The organism is Rhodanobacter fulvus Jip2 (genome assembly GCF_000264315.1).
Taxonomy (GTDB): domain Bacteria; phylum Pseudomonadota; class Gammaproteobacteria; order Xanthomonadales; family Rhodanobacteraceae; genus Rhodanobacter; species Rhodanobacter fulvus.
Genome location: NZ_AJXU01000021.1, coordinates 33,488 through 51,741 on the forward strand (window position 1 = coordinate 33,488; position 18,254 = coordinate 51,741).

The 18,254-nt window shown below is 66.5% G+C and carries 6 protein-coding genes; all 6 read right to left on the reverse strand.

Annotated elements, in window-relative coordinates; all coding sequences use genetic code 11:
• Nucleotides 1-7: 7 nt before the first annotated feature.
• A complete protein-coding gene (locus UU9_RS04225) occupies nt 8-1,093 on the reverse strand; it encodes a polysaccharide deacetylase family protein (RefSeq protein ID WP_050982382.1) in 1,086 nt (361 codons plus the stop codon).
• Entirely contained in the window at nt 1,090-2,220 is a 1,131-nt protein-coding gene (locus UU9_RS04230) for a glycosyltransferase family 2 protein (RefSeq protein ID WP_007080481.1), read from the reverse strand. Before UU9_RS04230 ends, UU9_RS04225 begins: the two co-directional genes overlap by 4 nt.
• A 30-nt stretch (nt 2,221-2,250) precedes the next feature.
• Nucleotides 2,251-7,260: a non-ribosomal peptide synthetase gene (locus UU9_RS17250; RefSeq protein ID WP_162098765.1), complete on the reverse strand. Its 5,010-nt coding sequence runs from the start codon at nt 7,258-7,260 to the stop codon at nt 2,251-2,253.
• Between the two features lie 411 nt (nt 7,261-7,671).
• Nucleotides 7,672-15,432: a hybrid non-ribosomal peptide synthetase/type I polyketide synthase gene (locus tag UU9_RS04240; protein ID WP_007080483.1), complete on the reverse strand. Its 7,761-nt coding sequence runs from the start codon at nt 15,430-15,432 to the stop codon at nt 7,672-7,674.
• Entirely contained in the window at nt 15,429-17,309 is a 1,881-nt protein-coding gene (locus UU9_RS04245; protein ID WP_007080484.1) for a non-ribosomal peptide synthetase, read from the reverse strand. The genes UU9_RS04240 and UU9_RS04245 overlap by 4 nt, the downstream gene beginning before the upstream one ends.
• Nucleotides 17,309-18,250 (reverse strand): cupin-like domain-containing protein, encoded by a 942-nt coding sequence (locus UU9_RS04250; protein ID WP_007080485.1) that lies wholly within the window; start codon nt 18,248-18,250, stop codon nt 17,309-17,311. The genes UU9_RS04245 and UU9_RS04250 overlap by 1 nt, the downstream gene beginning before the upstream one ends.
• Nucleotides 18,251-18,254: the final 4 nt, after the last annotated feature.

Consider the following 18,254-nt stretch of genomic DNA (forward strand, 5'->3'; position numbering starts at 1 on the left):
AGCCTGATCAGGTAATGCGGCTGACGGTGGGGTAACTCATCAGTTCCGGTAACGTCAGCATGGATGCGAACCAGCCCGCGCTCATCTCGCGCTCGACCGGCAAGCGGTACAAGGCGTAGCGGTTCGCCGATGGCATGGGGTTGGTGCCGCTGATATAGCTGCAGCCGGCGCGGTAACCCGCTGCAATGGTGGCCTGCACGACGCGTTCGTCGAACGCCGCATCGCCGCCTACCGGATAGGAAATAAGCGTCGCCGCCCCGCCGAGCTCGCGCTCCAGCGTCGCCTTCGAGTCGCGCAGTTCGCTCTCAAGTTCGCTCTGCGGCAACTTCGCCAGCATCCGGTGATTGACGCCGTGCGAGCCGATCTCGAAACCGGCCGCGTGCATTTCGCGCAACTGGTCCCAGCTCATCGGTTGGCAGGCAGGGTGCGCTCCCGTCATGGGCACATCCAGGTCGGCGGCGAGCCGGGCCAGCAAGGCCGACTGGATCACGGCCTGGAGTGCCTTCAATCGATTCAGTATCTCGCCGGCGAGCTGGCGCCGGCCGATGCGTTCTTCCGGCAACGGCAAGTCCAGACCAAGCTCGGGGATGTGCAGGCGGCTTGCCGTCGTGCGCAAGACCATGTGCACCAGCCAGTCGTAGTCGTAGGGGCGGCCGCTATCGACGTGCCCGGTCGACACGAAGAAGGTGGCCGGCAGATCCAGTTCGCGCAATATCGGGTACGCGACATGGTAGTTGTCGTCGTAACCGTCATCGAAAGTCACCACCACGGCGCCAGCCGGCAGACCCTGCCCTGCTTCCATTGCCGTCACCACGTCCCCGAGGCGCATGGGGACGAATCGCTGCTTCAGCAGCAGCATCTGTTCACGGAACTGTTCGGCCGAGGCACTGACAAGATCGAGGTCGAAGTCGAACGTGCGTGCATCGGTCACCGTCACCACCCGGTGGTAGGCCAGAATGCGCAAGTCGCGGTACTTCCAGGCGCGCATCCGTTGCAACACATGCAGCAGGCCACTGTTGTGACAGAACTCCCCCAGCCGGCCCCGAATACCCGGCGAGTGAACCCTTTCATCGTTTTCTTCCGTGCGGTTCACCACAGGTGCAACCTCCGATTCCGGACGAAAGCGACGAGTGCCTGCGCGGCGAACAGATTGAGATAAAAGAAAGCCCCAAGCAGGCGAATCGGTGCCAGTTTCCCCAACGTCGGCCTCAGCTTTCCTGCCACGACCAGGGCCACGCCCACGGCCAGCAGCAGTACGGCTGCAGCGTAGATTACATGGCGCGATGCCAACGCGGCGGAACTTGACGCAAACAACAGCAGCAACCACGGCGCCAGCAATCGCAGCAGCTTGTGGCTGACGAAGCGGAACCACAGCGGATTGCCTGTCGGCGACAGCAACCAGGGCGCCAGCTGGATCAACTGGTAGTTGCCGGCCAGGGTGCGGATCTTGCGTTTCTGCTCCTGCGCCGCGTGTTGCGAGGGCCGGTCCCAGGCCAGGGCCAGCGGCTCAAACACCACGCGCTTGCCAGCCGCAACCACCTGCATCGGCACCAGCACGTCGTCGAGTACGGTGCCCGCAGGCAATGGCTGGAACAGATCGCGACGCATCGCATACAGCGCCCCGCTGACGCCGACGGTCGAGCCGGCGCGGCTTTCGGCATGACGGATCAGCTTTTCATAGCGCCAGTAGGCATCGACACCTCGCGCAAAGCCGGTTTGCGCATCCTCCAACTGGAGTTCCCCACTGACGGCACCCACCGACTCGTCACCAAGGTTGGCGGCCAGCTCGCGCAGTGCCACCGGCGCCAGCCGCTGGCGAATGTCCGTCAGCAGAAGCACCTCGCCCGTGGCGGCGGCGATGCCATCGTTGAGACAGGCAGCCTTGCCGCGACGTTCGGCAAACTCCAGCACGCGCAGGCGCGGGTCGCCAAACCGCCGGCAGCGTTCCGCCGTGTCGTCGCCGCAACCATCGCAAACGATCACGATATCCAGCAGCTGCGACGGATAGTCCAGCGCGTTGAGGTTGGCCAGCTTGGCCTCGACCTCGCCAGCGCCATCGTGAACGGCGATGACGATCGTCACGGTTGGCGTGATGTCACGCTTGCGCACGGGCTGCGGCGCCAGACTCGCCATCAGCCACATGCATACCGGGTAGCCCGCAAAGACATGCACGAGCAGCAAGGCGCTGCCCCAGAACGCAAGCTCCAATGCGCTGGTCATGGCATAGGTCTCCCGCGAGGCTGGTCCATGTCACTTGATCCCGAACAGCCGGCGCAGGCGCATGCCCAGCGACGCGTCGCCTGAACCCGCAACAGCCTTCATCTCGGGCAGCTCGGCGGCCAACGCCGCCAGCGTGCTGGTGGCCACATCGAGCAACGCAATGCGCACGCCGGTTTCGCGCTGCACGCGATTGGCAAACTCGACGGCCAGCAGCGAATGTCCCCCGATATCGAAGAAATTATCGTTGCGCCTTATGTCGCTTACGCCAATCAGATCGCCCCATACCTCGGCCAGATAGGCTTCCCGCGGGTTATCGAGCGTGGGGGCGGTCGCCGTCGTGGTGCTGTGGCCGATGGCACCGGCGGCCGAGGGTTCGGGCAAGGCCTTGCGATCGATCTTGCCGTTGGGTGTCTTGGGCAGAGCGTCGAGCAGCTCGACATGTTGCGGCAGCATGTAGGTTGGCAGGCGCGCGCGCAGGTGCTCGCGCAGCGCTCGGGCCACGTCCGTGCGATCACCATCGACGACGGCGTACAGCACCAGCCGCAAGTCGTTGTCGCCGAAGCGGTGCGCCACCGCGACGCATTCGCGCATGCCCGCATAGGCATCCGCCGCAGCCTCGATGTCGCCTGGCTCGATACGGTATCCACGAATCTTGATCTGGTTGTCGACGCGCCCGTTGAAATACAGCACGCCATCGCGCCAGCTGCCAAGATCGCCGGTGCGATACATGCGCGCGTCACCACCGACAAACGGGTCGGCGAGGAAACGTTCGGCGGTCAGCTCAGGCTGATGGAGATAGCCGTCCGCCACGCCATCGCCGCCGATCCAGATTTCGCCGATGAGGCCAGGCAGCGTCGGCTCACCATTGGCGTCGAGCACGTAAATGCGGGTATTGGCGATCGGCTTGCCCAGCGGCACCTCGGTCAGCCCCGGGCGAACCCGGGCCACGGTCGACCAGATCGTGGTCTCGGTGGGGCCGTACAGATTCCAGAACTCGCGGCAACGCCCGGCCAGGCTGTTGGCCACTTCCAGCGGCAGGGCTTCGCCACCCACGAACAGGCGCAGGTTGCGCACCTCGTTGTCACGCCCGGAATCCATCAGCAACCGCAGCAGCGAAGGCGTCGTCTGCAACACGTTGCAGCCGCTGCGCTCCACCAGATCCCACAGCGGTTGCGGCTCGTGGTGTTCTTCCTCCGTGGCGATCACCAGGCGGGCGCCCACGATCAGCGGCAGGTACAACTCCAGCCCGGCGATATCGAACGACAGCGTGGTCACCGCGCACAACACGTCATCCGCCCCGAAACCGGGCTCGTGGCTCATGCTGAGCAGGAAGTTGACCAGGTTGCGATGGGTGATACCCACGCCCTTGGGCTTGCCGGTGGAGCCGGAGGTGTACAGCACATAGGCCAGGTTTTCGCCGCTGACCGTCGGCAGCGCCGTCTGTTCTTCGGGCTCCTTCAGCAACTCCGTGACGTCAAGCAGGAGGCGATTCGACGCCACTTCCTGTGGCAACAGTTCGGCGTCAGTCACCAGCACATGCTGCAGGCCGGAATGCTCGGCCATGTAGCGCAGGCGTTCCGCCGGGAACGTGGGATCCAGCGGTACGTAGGCCGCGCCGCTGCGCAGCACGCCGACCACCGCGATCAACATTTCCAGGCTGCGCGGCACGCAGATACCCACCAGCTTGCCGCGCCCGATACCGCGGCGCGCCAGCGCGAGGGCCAGCGCGCGTGACGACCGATCCAGTTCGGCATAGGTGATCGTTTTTCCGCCGCATTCGGCAGCCACGTTCTGCCGCACCCGGTGCATCTGCGCCTCGATCAGCGCCGTCAGTCCCAGTTCGCACGAATACGGCGTCACCGTATCGTTCCAGTGTTCCAACACTTCGCGCCGGCCCGTGGTTCCGAGCACGTCAATGTCGGCAAGGCGGGTGCCGGCGCGGGCCGCCGCATCTCCCAATCCGCTCACGCTGGAAAGCAATGCCTCATAGAAGCCGATCCAGCGGCGCACCGTGCTCGCGTCGTAGCGGACCGTCGCGTAATGGAGGTTGAGTGCCAGCGTCTTGCCGCTGTCGCTGAGGTTCAGGCTCAGGTCCCAATCCATGGCTGCACGTGCGCATTCGCGCAATTGATGGTCCAAGCCCTCGAAGGCCACCGAGGGCATCCGCGGCAGCAGGTTGAACTCGACACCGGTCAAGGCCGCTTCGCCGTGACTGGCGCGCACCCCCAACATGCGCTGGATCGCGGTCAGCGTCAGACCCTGGTGGTCCGCTGCCTCAAGCAAGGCCGCATGGGTGTGGGACACAAATTCATCAAACGGCAAGGCCGCATCGGTTCGCATCCGCACCGGCAGCGAACTCACGCCGTCACCCATCGACGCCCCGCCATCCGCGAGCGCCAGGCCGGCGAAGGGTACGGCCACCGCAAAGTCGCTCTGGCCGGAAAGCCGCGCCATCAACACGCCGAAACCACTCAGCAACAAGCTGAAGAGGCTCACGCCCCGCCGGCCGGCCTCACTCCTCAGTCGCTCGGTCAAGGCGGACGAAAATTCATGCCGTTCGGTGGCCGCCGCATAATCCGGCTGTTTCGGCATCGGCCGGTCGGCGGGCAACCTCAGGGGCGAAGGCGGCACGGCATGAACCTGTCGCCAATAGTCCAGATCCGCCGCCTCGCGTGAAAGGCGATGTTCGCGACGGTCGATCAGGTAGCGCCGGAATGAACCTGGCGCAGCCATCGCCGGTTCGCGCCCGGCACGGAAAGCGTTGTAGCCCTCGGCCAGCTCCGAGATGAGCACCGCCAGCGACCAGCCGTCGAAGACCAGGTGATGCGCGATGACATGCAGCGCATGGCGCTGCTCGCCGAGCCGGATCAGCGTGAAACGCACAAGCGGCGCCACCGTCATGTCGAACGGCTGGCGTACCTGCTGATCGCAGAAGGCAGCCAAGCGCTCATCCCCCGTGTTGGGCGGCGACGCGTAGTCGAGCTCGCCCAAGGGCAACGGTGCGTCCTGCTGGAAGTGTTGGCGGCTGCCGTCCGCAGCGAAACTGAAGCGAAGCGCTTCATGCCGGCCCCATATCATGGCCAGCGACCGCTTCAGCGCGTCGGCATCCAGGACGCCATCCAGATGCAGCACCGACGATTCGTTGAACGTGAGCGCCGCCATGCCACCGAACTGGCTGACGAACCATTTCTCCATCTGACCGTCGCTCAGCGGCACGTCCGTCGGCAGATCGATATCCCTTTCCGCCGGAACTGGGTCGGCGTCCACTGCCGGCGCCAGAGTCATGGCCGACAGCGCCTGCACTTGCCGCCTCGGTGTGCGCAAGGCGTAGATGGCCGCCGCACTCGGCGTTCCGCCTGCCATGGCGCGCAGACGGGTGACGAACGCCATCACCAGCAGCGAATCGGCACCAGCATCGAACACATCGTCGTCGGCAGCCAGCGTGGGCGCAACCAGCAACTCGCGCCATAGCGCCAGAACGCGCTCCTCCAGCGTCGCGTCGACGGCCAGATGCGTTTCCTCGAGGCGTACTTCGGACACCGCTTCGAGCTGAAGCCGGTCGATCTTGCCGTTCGGTGTCAATGCCAGTGCATCGTGGAACAACAACTGTTGCGGGCGCGCAAACGGCGGTAGCCGGGCAGCGAGATGCGCCGCCAGTTCGGCACGCAATGCCCCCTCGGCTTGAGCCTTGTTCATGGGCACGACATGACCTACCAGGCGACGTCCCTGCCCCACCACTGGCGCCACGACAGCCGCTGCACGCACCGCCGGATGGGCAATCAGCACCGATTCGACCTCGCCAAGCTCGATGCGGTACCCGGCCACCTTGACCTGATCGTCCATGCGCCCGAGAAACTCCATGCGCCCATCCGGCTCGCGGCGAACGCGATCGCCACTGCGATAGACGCGCTCTTGCGTGCCATCCTGATGACGGAACCGCACAAAACGTTCGGCATCGAGCTCGGGCCGATGGATATAGCCATCGGCAAGGCTGTCGCCACCGATCAACAATTCGCCCTCGCTACCATCGGGCAGGGCTTGCAAGTATTCGTCGACGACATGCAGGCGCACGTGCGGCAGCGGTGCGCCGATGTCGGGACGCTCGGGCCAGAACACAGGCGCGCCGGACAACGGCTTGCTGGTAACGAACACGCAGGACTCCGTCGGCCCGTATTCGTTGTGGAGCTCGGCGTCGGGCAACGCCGCGAACAATTGTCGAATCGCCGGCGTGATCGACAGCGCCTCGCCACCGGTCATGAGATCGCGCAGATTTCCCGGCAAGGTGCCGCCCTCGGCATGGGCCTGCGCCAACGCGCGAAGCGCCACATAGGGCAAGAATGCGCGTTCGATGCGCTGCTCTCGCATCAGCTCGAGCATGCGGAACGGATCAAGCCGCTGCGGCCCCGACGCCATGATTAGGGAACCGCCGGTGGCGAACGTTGCAAACACATCCCGCACCGACGAATCGAACCCCAGCGTGGCAAATTGCAACACCCGCGCTGCCTTGCCCAAGCGCGGATGATTCCGGTGCCACGCCACCATTCGACCCAGCGCACGGCGCGACAGCACAGCGCCTTTGGGACGTCCGGTAGAGCCGGAGGTAAACAGCACATAGGCAGGCCAGCTAGCGTCCACGGCTACCGGCTCGTCCAAGGCGTTGGCAGGCTCCCCCATGGCGGATTCGACAAACGGCAATTCAAGCGAGTGCAGCAGCTCACCCGGCGCGCCGGGCACAAGCACGCCAAGCCGCGGACGGGCATCCTCGAGCATCTGGACAAGACGGGCCCGTGGATAGGACAAATCCAACGGCAGGTACGCCGCACCGACTGCGTACACCGCAAGAATGCCAATCACACTCTCGACGGAACGGTCACAAGTTACCGCAACCACGTCGCCGGGAATCACGCCGGCGACACGCAACTGCCCCGCCAAGGCCAGCACGCGCGTGCGCAGCTGGGCGTAATCCAGCGTGCACTGATCGTCCGACAGCGCCGCGCACTCGGAAACCGGCTGAGCCCGATACAAAAAGCCCAGTGTCAAGCCATCAGCAACCATCACTTTCCCCTGTCCGCCGACCTGTTCATTGATCGACCAGCAGCCCACAAAAAGATCGACCCGTCGCTTGGGCGCACAAACGCGGCCTCAGCGACACAGCCTTTCATCAATTCCAAACAATCGGCAAACCTTGGTGAATTTCACCGCCGGAACCACGAAATCGTGACGTCTATCGCAGACTATTACACGGTAGCTATGGTCTCACATCGAAAGTCCCGATCAAATCGGGGCTCGCCTCGGCTTCCAAGGCCAGGCGCTAGAAAAAATCCGAGAGTAGCGCCGTGCGAGCCTGCTCCGTTACGTGGGCGGGCACTGGCAGACATCGAGCATAGCGCGATGCGCCAGAAGGCTCATCGACCCGGTTGTGCCGGGCCTATTCTGCTTACTGGCGCTGCTTTAGCCGATTCCCAACAGCCGACGCAGCCGTGCACCGAACGAGGGCGTACCGGGCGCAGTCGCCGCCGCGGTTTCGGGCAATTCCCTGGCCAGCGACGCCAGCGTGCCGGTGGCGATATCGAGCAAATGGATGCGCACACCGGTCTCACGCTGGACCCGGGTGGCAAACTCGACCGCCAGCAGCGAGTGGCCGCCGACGTCGAAGAAATTGTCGCTTTCGCGAGCATCCTCGACACCGATCAACTCGCGCCAGATGCCGGCGATGTAGACCTCGCGCGGGCCCATCAGCGCCGATTGTTTCGACGGCGCCGGCGAGGCCGCTGACGGCGCAGCGAACTCCGCCGCTCGCGCGGGCAGCGGCAGCGCCTTGCGGTCGATCTTGCCGTTGGGCGTCTTGGGCAGGCTGTCGAGCCGCTCGATGTGCTGCGGCAGCATGTAGGCAGGCAACTGGTCGCGCAGTCGATCGCGCAGCTGGGCGAGCCAGGCCGGGTCGTCCACCGCTGCCGCCACGTACAGCACCAGCCGCACGTCGTTGTCGCCGAAGGATTGCGCCACCGCGACGCATTCGCGCACGGCCGGGTCGGTGCCCGCCGCCGCTTCGATATCGCCCGGTTCGATGCGATATCCGCGAACCTTCAGCTGATGATCCACGCGGCCGTGGAAGAACAGCACGCCATCGCGTTCACTGCCCAGGTCGCCGGTGCGGTACATGCGCGATCCGTCCGTCGCGAAGGGATCAGGGCGAAACCGTTCCGCGGTGAGGTCGTCGCGGAACAGATAACCGTCGGCCACGCCATCACCGCCAATCCAGATTTCACCCACCTCGCCTTGCGGCACCGCTTGCTGCTGCTCATCGAGAATGTGGATGCGCGTGCGGGCGATCGGGCGGCCCAACGGCACCGGGCCCGGACCCGGCTGCACCTGGACAAGGGTGGACCAGATCGTGGTTTCGGTGGGGCCGTACATGTTCCACAACTCGCGGCATTTCCCGGTCAGCAGGGCGGCGGTGGCCCGCGGCAGTTCCTCGCCGCCCACCAGCAATTTGAGCTTGCGCATGACGCCAGCGGCATCATGGTCGGCCAACATCCGCAGCAGCGCGGGAGTCGTTTGCAGCACGCTGGCCTGGCACTCGCGCAGCAACTGCAGCAGCGCGTCGGGGTCACGCTGCCGCGCATCGCTGGCCACCACCACACGGGCACCGGCGATCAGGGGCAGGTAAAGCTCGAGGCCAGCGATGTCGAACGAAAGGGTGGTGACCGCGCACAGCACATCCGCTTCGTCGATACCCGGTTGTGTACGCATGCTGGTGAGGAAGTTGGCCAGGTTCCGGTGCGAAACACATACGCCCTTCGGCTGACCGGTCGACCCGGACGTGTAAAGCACGTAGGCCAGGTCGCTGCCTTCGACCACAGGCAAGGTCGCCGCTGCTGGCGGACCGGCTTCGATATCGGCGATGGCCAACAGTTCACGACCACGGGCCAAGCTCGCCGGCAACGCATCGACCTCCGCCGTCAGCACATGCCGAAGCTGCGCGTGCTCGGCCATGTAGCGCAGACGCTCCTCCGGAAACGCAGGGTCGAGCGGAACGTAGGCCGCACCACTTTTCATCACGCCCAGTACCGCAATCAGCATGTGCTCGCTGCGCGGCATGGAAACGCCAACCAGCTGGCCCCTGCCGACGCCGCGCGCTAGCAGTGCCTGCGCAACGGCGGTGGCCCGCCGGTCCAGTTCGGCATAGGAAAGCGTGCGCCCTTCGCACGCCACGGCAATGCGCTGCGGCGTCCTTTTCACCTGCGCGTCGATCAGCGTGGTCAAGGTATCCCGGGCGTCCGTCCGCCCGCTCCCGTTGGCCACTTGGCTGCCGTTGCCAACCATGCCCGCAAGCACGGCTTCGTACGTCTGGATCCAGCGACGGATGGTGGCGTTGTCGAACCTGGCGGTGGCGTAGTGAAGATCCAGCGTGAGTGTTTTCGCGGTGTCGTTGAGGTTGAAGAACAGATCCCACGCCAGCGCGGCGCGGCGGCAATCGTGGAGCTCGTATTCCAAACCGCTGAAGGCGACATCCGGCACACGCGGGTTGAGGTTGAAGATCACTCCGGTCAACGGCGTGCCGCCGGCGCGGCGGTGCAGGCCCAGCGCGCGCAGGATGTTCATGAAGGTGACGTCCTGGTGCTCGGACGCATCAAGCAGTGCCGCATGCGTGCGGCTTACCAGCGCCGCCGTGGTCGCGGCGGGATCGACCTTCAGCCGCACCGGCAGCGTGTTGACACCATCGCCGATCAACGCATGACTGCCTGCCAGCGCCTGGCCGGCGAACGGGATGCCGACGGCGAAGTCGTGCTGCCCGGTCAAGCGCGAAATCCAGGCGCCGAAGCCGGCCAGCAGCAGGCTGTACAGACTCACGCCCAGCCGGCGCGCTTCCTGTTTGAGCGCGATGGTCAGCGCGGGCGAGAACGCATGACGCTCGGTCGCTGCGGCAAAGTCCGGCGCCGCCTGCGGGTGGTCGCCGGGCAATTGCAGCGCAGCCGGTGGCGTCGCATAGATGGCCTTCCAGTAATCGAGTTCGCTGGCCTGCGTGCGGGTTTGCCGCGACCGCTCGTCCAACACGTAGGCACGGAACGACTCCGCCACCGGCAGAGCCGGCGCGCGGCCGGCGACGGCGGCGCTGTAGCAACTGGCCAGTTCATCCATGAACACGGCCACCGACCAGCCATCCATCACCAGATGGTGAGAAATCACGTGCAGGCCGTGGCTTCGTTCGCCCAACCGCACCAGGCTGAAGCGCACCAGCGGCGCCCGGGTGGTGTCGAAAGGCAGGCCCATCTGCGCTTCGCAATACGCCGTGAAGCGTGTCTGCGCCTCGTCTCCATAGCCCGCGTAATCCATCTCGGCCAGCGGCAAGGGCGTGTCATCGTTGATCCGCTGGCTTTTGCCATCCGCCGCGAAGCTCAGGCGGAACGCTTCATGGCGCGACCATACCGTTTGCAGCGCCTGCCGCAGCGCAGCCACGTCCAGCGTGCCCTCCAACCGCAGCGCCATCGATTCGTTGAATGCCAGCTCGGCGGCGCCGCCGTACTGGCCGCCCAGCCATTTCTCCAATTGCCCTTCGCTGAGTGGCACTTCCATCGGTAGCTCGGGGGCGGGCGCCTGGGCCGGTTCGGTCGATGCGTCGCGGGGCGTCAGCACGTGGCCGTCCATCAATGCATCTACCGCCGCCGTAACCGCTTCCACGATCCGCGCCACCTCGGCGTCGCCATGCGCCACCGACAGGAAGCAGTTGAACTGTTCGTAGACGTGCAGGCCTTCATGGCGCAGGCGGTACCAGAACAGGCTGGCGCAGGGCTGATCGTCATCGACCAGGATGCGCCACAGCGAGCTGTAACCCAGCGCGGTGAGCGGCGCACGGCGTGACTTGAACACCGCATTGAGCTGATCGATCAGCCCGGTCGTGCGCGCATTGAGGCCGGTCTGCAGCGCCGGCCCCTGCTGCTTGACCCAGCTCAGCGCGGCGTGGGCCGCGGCCAGCGCCAGCGGATGACGCACGAAGGTGCCGGCGAAATAGGTGACGCCCGCCTCGGGATAGCTGTCATCACCGAACTGCCAATGGCCGCCATCCAGCGCATCCATCCAGCGCGTGCCGCCGGCGATGGCCGCGAACGGCAGGCCGCCGCCGATGATCTTGCCGTAGGTGGCAATGTCCGCGCGTACGCCGTAGTACTCCTGCGCACCGCCGGGCGCCATGCGGAAACCGGTGATCACCTCGTCGAAGATCAGCGCGCAGCCGCCGTCGTCGCACAGCCGGCGCAACGCGCGCACGAACGCATGCGGCTGCAAGGTGGGGTGCTTGCTCTGCACCGGTTCGATCATCACCGCGGCCAGCTCGTGGGCGCGCTCGCGGATGATGCGCAAAGCCTCGTCGCTGCCGTAATCGAGCACCAGCACGTTTTCCACCGCGTTGGCGAGAATGCCCGGCGCGGCCGCGATCGAACGCAGCGTACGCGTGCCACGCACGATCACTTCGTCGAAGATGCCGTGATAGGAATCGCGGAAGATCACGATGGTCTTGCGCCCGGTCACGGTGCGGGCGATGCGCATCGCACCCATCACCGCTTCGGAGCCGGTGTTGCAGAACGCCACGCGCGGCATGCCGGTCATGTCGTTGATCAGCTGTGCCACATCGGCGGTCAGCGGGTGCTGCGGCCCGATCTCCATGCCGGCGTCGAGCTGCGCATGCAGCGCGGCGGTAATGAACTCGGGCTGGTAACCGAGGAAGTTGACGCCGAAACCGTTGAGCAGGTCGATGTATTCGTTGCCATCCAGATCCCACAACCGTGCGCCCTGCGAGCGCTCGACCACGATCGGGTAGGTCAGCTCCTTCCACAGCGGGTTGAAGCCGGTGACCACGCGCGGGTCGGCCATCAGGGCGCGGTGCTGCTGGCTGAAAGCCTTGGACCGCGCGGTGCGCTGGCCATAGGCGCGACTGAACGCATCCACCCACGCACGCTGCGCCGGGTTCAATTCGCCATGACGCGCGGTGACGATGCGGGCGGACGCGCCGAACGGCCGCTCCACCAGATTGGCTTCCGGCACGATTTCGCCGGCGACCGGAGTCGAGGTTTCAACAGGTGCAGCGGGCACCGCCGTTCCGCCGGCCAGCGCGCGCAGCAATTCGGCTTGCTGGTTCATCAGCGCCATCTGGCTCTGGATCAGCTGGGCCAGCGCCGACGGATCGGAGCTGGCACCGGTGGGCGCGGGCGGCGCGATCAGCGGGGCAGCGACCGCGACAGGCTCGGCGGGGAGCGTTTCATCGAGCAGCGTCACCAGCCGCGAAACGCTGTCCAGATCCTCCATCAGCCGGCGGAATTTCAGCTTCACGCCGTAGCGCCGCTCGATCTCCAGCGTGGCCTGGGTGAGCGCCAGCGAATCCAGCCCCAGGCTGAGAAAGCTGTCGCCCTCATGCGCGGGAGCGATGGCTTCGCCGCTGAGGTTCTCGAACAGTTCGCGCAGCTCCTGCGCCAGACGCGACGCGCGCGCCGGCACTGCTGGCGTGGCGACGGGGGCGATGGTCGATGCCAATCCTTCGTGCATGGTGATCTTCCCTTCCGTGATGTGTTGCGTTGCCGGGGCCGCGGCGGGCGGCTCGATCCAGTAGCGCTCGCCGCGAAACGGATAACCGGGCAGCGGCACGCGCTGGCGTTGCTGACCCGTGAAATAGTCTGCCCATGCCGGTGTGATGCCGGCGCACCAGCATTCGCCCAGCGCTCGCTGCATGTGCTCGGAGGCATCGCCGGGACGCGCTGCCGGGCCCAGCGACGCCACCGCGCGGCCACGCCCATCGAGCATGCTGCGCGCCAGGCCGGTCAGCGCCTGCGCCGGGCCGACTTCCAGCAGCACCGCTTTTTCCTGCCGCGCCAGCACGTCCTGCACCGCCTCGACAAAATGCACCGGCTGGCGCAACTGGGCGCACCAGTAATCCACCGAGGTGGCCTCGGCGGCGGTGATCGGCGCGCCGCGGACGCAGGAATAGAACGGACGCTGCGGCGCGTGCAACGACACACCTTCGAACGCGCGACGAAAAAACGGCAGCGCGCCGTCCATCGCGGCGGAGTGGAACGCATGGCTCACCCGCAAGCGGGTCGAGGCGATGCTGTTGTCTGAAAGCGCCTGCGCAAAGCCCTCGATGGCCGCTTCGCTGCCACTCACCACGGTCAACGCGAGTGCATTGTGACCGGCGATTTCCACACCGGGCGGCAACCGCGAAGCCACGCCTTCCGCATCCAGCCGCACCGCCAGCATGGCGCCGCGGGGTTGCGCAGCCATCGCCGCGCCGCGAGCGACCACCAGCGCCAGCGCGTCGTCCAGACTGAACACGCCGGCACGGCAGGCGGCCACGTATTCACCGATGCTGTGACCGATCATGGCGGCCGGCTGCACGCCCCACGACTCCCACAGGTCGGCCAGTGCGTATTCCACCGCGAACAACGCCGGCTGGGTGAAACGTGTATCCGCCAGCGCGGCGTTTGCCGCTTCCTCCTCGCCGGCCGCGGGCAGGATCAGCGAACGCAGGTCGCGATCCAGACAGGTGGATGCGATGGCGCAGCAGCGCTCGAACGCATCGCGGAAAACCGGCTCGCTGTCGATCAGTTCGCGGACCATGTGGGCATGCTGCGAACCCTGCCCCGGAAACAGGAACACCGCGGAAACCGACGCCGCCACCGGCGCCTGCGCGGACAGTTCGGCCAGCCTGGCGCGCGCGTCGGCCACGTCGCGGGCCACCACGCAACCACGCACCGGCAGCGCGCGCCGTCCCACTGCCAGCGTGTAACCGATATCGGGCAGCGAGGCGTCGGGGCGATCCGCCAGTGCGTCGGCCAGCTCGGCGGCACGGCGCAGCAGCGCAGGTTCATCGCGTGCGGACAGCGGCAACAGCGTGAACGGCCGGCCCGGCGCGGCGGTTTCGGGCAACGGCGCCTCCTCAAGGATGACGTGCGCATTGGTGCCGCCCACACCGAACGAGCTGACACCCGCACGCCGCGGCCGTGCGCCGCGTGGCCAGTCGATCAACTGGTCGACGACCTTGAACCGGCCGGAGGCGAAATCGATCTCCGGGTTGGGCACGCGGTAGTGCAAGGTAGGCGGAATCTTGCCGTGGTGCAGCGCCAGTGCAGCCTTGATCAAACCGGTCACGCCGCTGGCGGCATTGAGGTGGCCGAGGTTGCCCTTGACCGATCCCAGCCAGCAGCTGTTGCCGGTAGCCGGAGACGCGCCGAATGCGCGGGTCAGCGCGGCAACTTCGATGGGATCGCCCAACGGCGTCGCCGTGCCATGCGCTTCCACGTAACCGATCGACTCGGCGTCCACATCGGCGCTGGCCAGCGCCTGGGCGATCACCGCCGCCTGCCCGCGCACGCTGGGCGCGGTGAAGCTGGCCTTGTCGCCGCCATCGTTGTTGACGCCCACGCCGCGGATCACCGCGTAGATGGTGTCGCCATCGGCGATGGCCTCGGCGACGCGCTTCAGCGCCACCACCGCGCCGCCGGACGAAAACAGCGTGCCGCTGGCCGCCGCATCGAAGGGGCGGCAATGGCCGTCCTCCGACTCCATGCCGCCCTCGACCGGCAGGTAGCCGGACGCCTGCGGCACCACGATGTTGATGCCGCCCGCCAAGGCCAGGTCGCACTGCCAGCTCATCAGTGCGTACCAGGCTTGCGCAATCGCCACCAACGAGGTGGAGCAGGCCGTGTGCAGGCTCAGCGCCGGGCCGGTCAGGTCGAGTCGATGGGCCACGCGGGTGGCCACGTAGTCCTTCTCGTTGGCCAGCATGGTGGCGAATTCGCCGGCGGCCTGGACCAGGTCCGCGCGTGAATCCACCAGCTTGCGGTAACCGTTGTTGGAGGTGCCGGCATACACGCCGATGCTGCCGGGAAACCGTTGCGAATCGACGCCGGCGTTCTCCAGCGCGTTCCAGCACAGCTCGAGAAACACGCGCTGCTGCGGATCCATCAGCAACGCTTCGCGCGCAGGGATGCCGAAGAACGCCGCGTCGAAGCGATCGGCATCGGCAATCACGCCGCGTGCGGGCACATAGCGTGGATGCGCGCGCAGGTCGGCCGCGATGGACGGCGACAGTTGATCGGGGGTGAACCGGGTGATGCTCTCGCGTCCGGCCAGCAGGTTGCGCCACAAGGCATCGACCGAATCGGCGTCGGGAAAACGCCCGGCCATGCCGACGATGGCAACGCCTTCGATATCCTGGTTCATTGCATGCCTCCACGCCTGGGCGCAAACCGCGCCAGCGCCGCGCGCTGACGATTGCCACGTGCCAATTCATCGGCTGACGACGGCGCCGCAGCAGGCGCGTCCGACAACAGCGAGGCCAACCGGGCGACGCTGGGATGCTCATAAATCTGCGCGGCGCTGAGCGTGTGAAAACCGCGGCGGCGCAACTCCGTCAACGCCCGCACCACGGTCAGCGAACGCGCGCCCAGGTCGAACAGGTTCTGCTGCACGTCGATCTCGGCCAGGCCCAGCAGTTGCTGCCACAGGCCGCGCAACTGCTGCTGCAGCGGTGCGTCCTCCTGCCAGGTCAGTGGCGGGGCGGTGTTCGCGGTCGCCAGCGCGCGTCGATCGATCTTGCCGCTCGCGGTGAGCGGCAGCAGCGGCACCACCACGAACGCGTGTGGCTGCAGATACGCGGGCAACCATTGTTCGCCATGCGCGCGCAGCTCCCGCAGCAGCACGGTCTCGTCCGTCTGCGCATCGCGCGGCACCACATGCGCCACCAGTCGCCGGCCTTGCGCATCATCCACCGCCACCACGACCGCCTCGGCGACGCCGGGATGGCGGCCCAAAACCGACTCGATCTCGGCCGGCTCGATGCGGAAGCCGTCCAGCTTGATCTGCTGATCCAGCCGGCCTCGGTAGGTCAGCACGCCGTTGCCGGTATCGCACACGCCATCGCCGCTGCGATACCAGCGCTCGCCATCGAGCTCGATGAAACGTTCGGCGGTGAGATCCGCTCGATGGATGTAGCCGGCGGCAAGGCAATCGCCGCCCAGCAGCAACTCGCCTTCGGCCGGGGCGTCGACATCGCGCAGTGAATCATCGACCAGGCGTACCCGCACATGCGGCAGCGGTTGCCCGATCGGCGGCAGCTCGGGCCAGTTCGTCGCGTCGCCCGCCAGCTCGTGCGCCGTGACCACATGCGTTTCGGTGGGGCCGTAATGGTTGTGCAGCACGCCACCGTCGAGCGCGGCAAACAGCGTGCGGATCGCGGGTGTCACGCGCAACTGTTCGCCCGCCGTCACCACGTCACGCAAGGTGGCTGGCATCTGGCCGCCGGTCGCCACCGCTTCAGCCAGCGCCTGCAACGCCACATAGGGCAGGAATATCCGCTCGACGCGTTGCCGCGCGATCAACGCCAGCAGCGCGTACGGATCGCGGCGCTCCGCTTCCGTGGGCAACACCAGGGTGCCGCCGACGGCGAAGGTCACCAGCATTTCCTGGAACGACACATCGAAGCTCAGCGGCGCAAATTGCAACGTGCGCGCGGGGTGCCCAAGCCGCGGATGCGACACATGCCACGCCACCAGATGCCCGAGCACGGCGCTGCGCATGGCCACACCCTTGGGGCGCCCGCTGGAGCCGGAGGTAAACAGTACGTAGATCCACTCACCCGCCGCCTGCGCCGCAAGCGGCGCCATCGCCGCCGCCACCGTTTCGAGCTGATTGCGATCAATGCGCGTCGTACCGTCGGGAAGGTCGTAGCCTGCCTGCGCGTCCGCGATGAGCAATCGCGGCCGCGCATCTTCCAGCATGGCCGCCAGCCGGACCGGCGGATACGCCGCATCCAGTGGCAGGCAGGCGCCGCCGGCCAGCGCAATCGCCAGCATCAGGATCAGCGTGGCGGGGTCGCGCTCGGCCACCAGCGCGATCACATCACTGCGCTGCATGCCTTGTGCCTGCAATGCAGCAGCCAGCCGCCCTGCCCGCTCCAGCAGCTCGGCGTAGTCGATTGACGCATCCAGCGCACACAAGGCGATCGCCTGCGGGCGCAGGTGTGCCTGCGCGCGGATCAGGTCCAGCATGTGCGCGGCGGCATGCTCGCTGGGCGGCATTGCGGCGATGGCGACGGACATCAGCGGTTTCCCCAATCTCGCGATCGGTTCGCGCCGAAGGCCTCGCCCACGCTCAGCACCGGACCCAGCAAGCGCAGGTACGCGCCCAGCAAAAACCCCTTCAGCGGATGCCTCAGCCGCCGCCGCTGTTCAACCACGTCGCCGATGAACGCCGACCAGTTGTCCGGCCCCAATTGATCGAACGCGATCGAGATCGTCATGTTGAGGCTGCGCGCGGTGTGCCACCAGCCGCACGGCAGGAACAGCGTTTCACCCGCCCGCACCACCACCTTTTGCGATTTCGCCTGGCGCAACAGCGGGTAGCGTTCGTAATCCGGGTGATGGTGGTCCTGGATGCTGGATTGCCAGGGGATGTCCGGATTGACGTAGAGCAGGTGCTCCTGCCCCGGCGCGTACACGGTGAATTCCTTGTCGCCGTGCAACTGGGTGATCCACGCGTGCAGGCGCATCACGTCGTAATGCAGGTAGGGGAATTCGCCACCCGGGCCACCGAAGAAGATCTCCAGGTTGTTGACCGACCGGAACAGCTGCTGCGGCAGCAGCGGATTGGCCTGGCGATCGGGCAGGCTGTAGCGGAACCGCGGCGTGACCTCGGACACCAGTTCGCGGAAATCCCTGGCGATCTCGAACTTGCACGGATACGGCGCCGGCTGGTCCACCGTGGAGGCTTCCAGCAGGTCGATCAACTCGCCCAACGCGTAGTCGCGGCCGCGTACCCGCACCGTGCGACTGCCGTAGGCGCGGCGAAAATGGTCGGGCGTGGCGCGCCCATAAATGGGCCACTCGCGGGCGGCATCCACCAGAATGACCGGCCGCCGGGGCTTGCGATGTTCGGCGATGAACTCGTCCACGCCCATGCCGGCGATACGCTGCACCGGTACGACATCATCCGACGGCATCAGGGCCTCGGACGCAACCGCTGCGGAAATCTGCTCGTTCATTGCA

Bases quoted from the DNA above. Each gene is read 5' to 3' on its own strand.
- UU9_RS04250 (WP_007080485.1), bottom strand. From the start codon at position 18,250: ATGAACGAGCAGATTTCCGCAGCGGTTGCGTCCGAGGCCCTGATGCCG.
- UU9_RS04245 (WP_007080484.1), bottom strand. From the start codon at position 17,309: ATGTCCGTCGCCATCGCCGCAATGCCGCCCAGCGAGCATGCCGCCGCG.
- UU9_RS04230 (WP_007080481.1), bottom strand. From the start codon at position 2,220: ATGACCAGCGCATTGGAGCTTGCGTTCTGGGGCAGCGCCTTGCTGCTC.
- UU9_RS04240 (WP_007080483.1), bottom strand. From the start codon at position 15,432: ATGAACCAGGATATCGAAGGCGTTGCCATCGTCGGCATGGCCGGGCGT.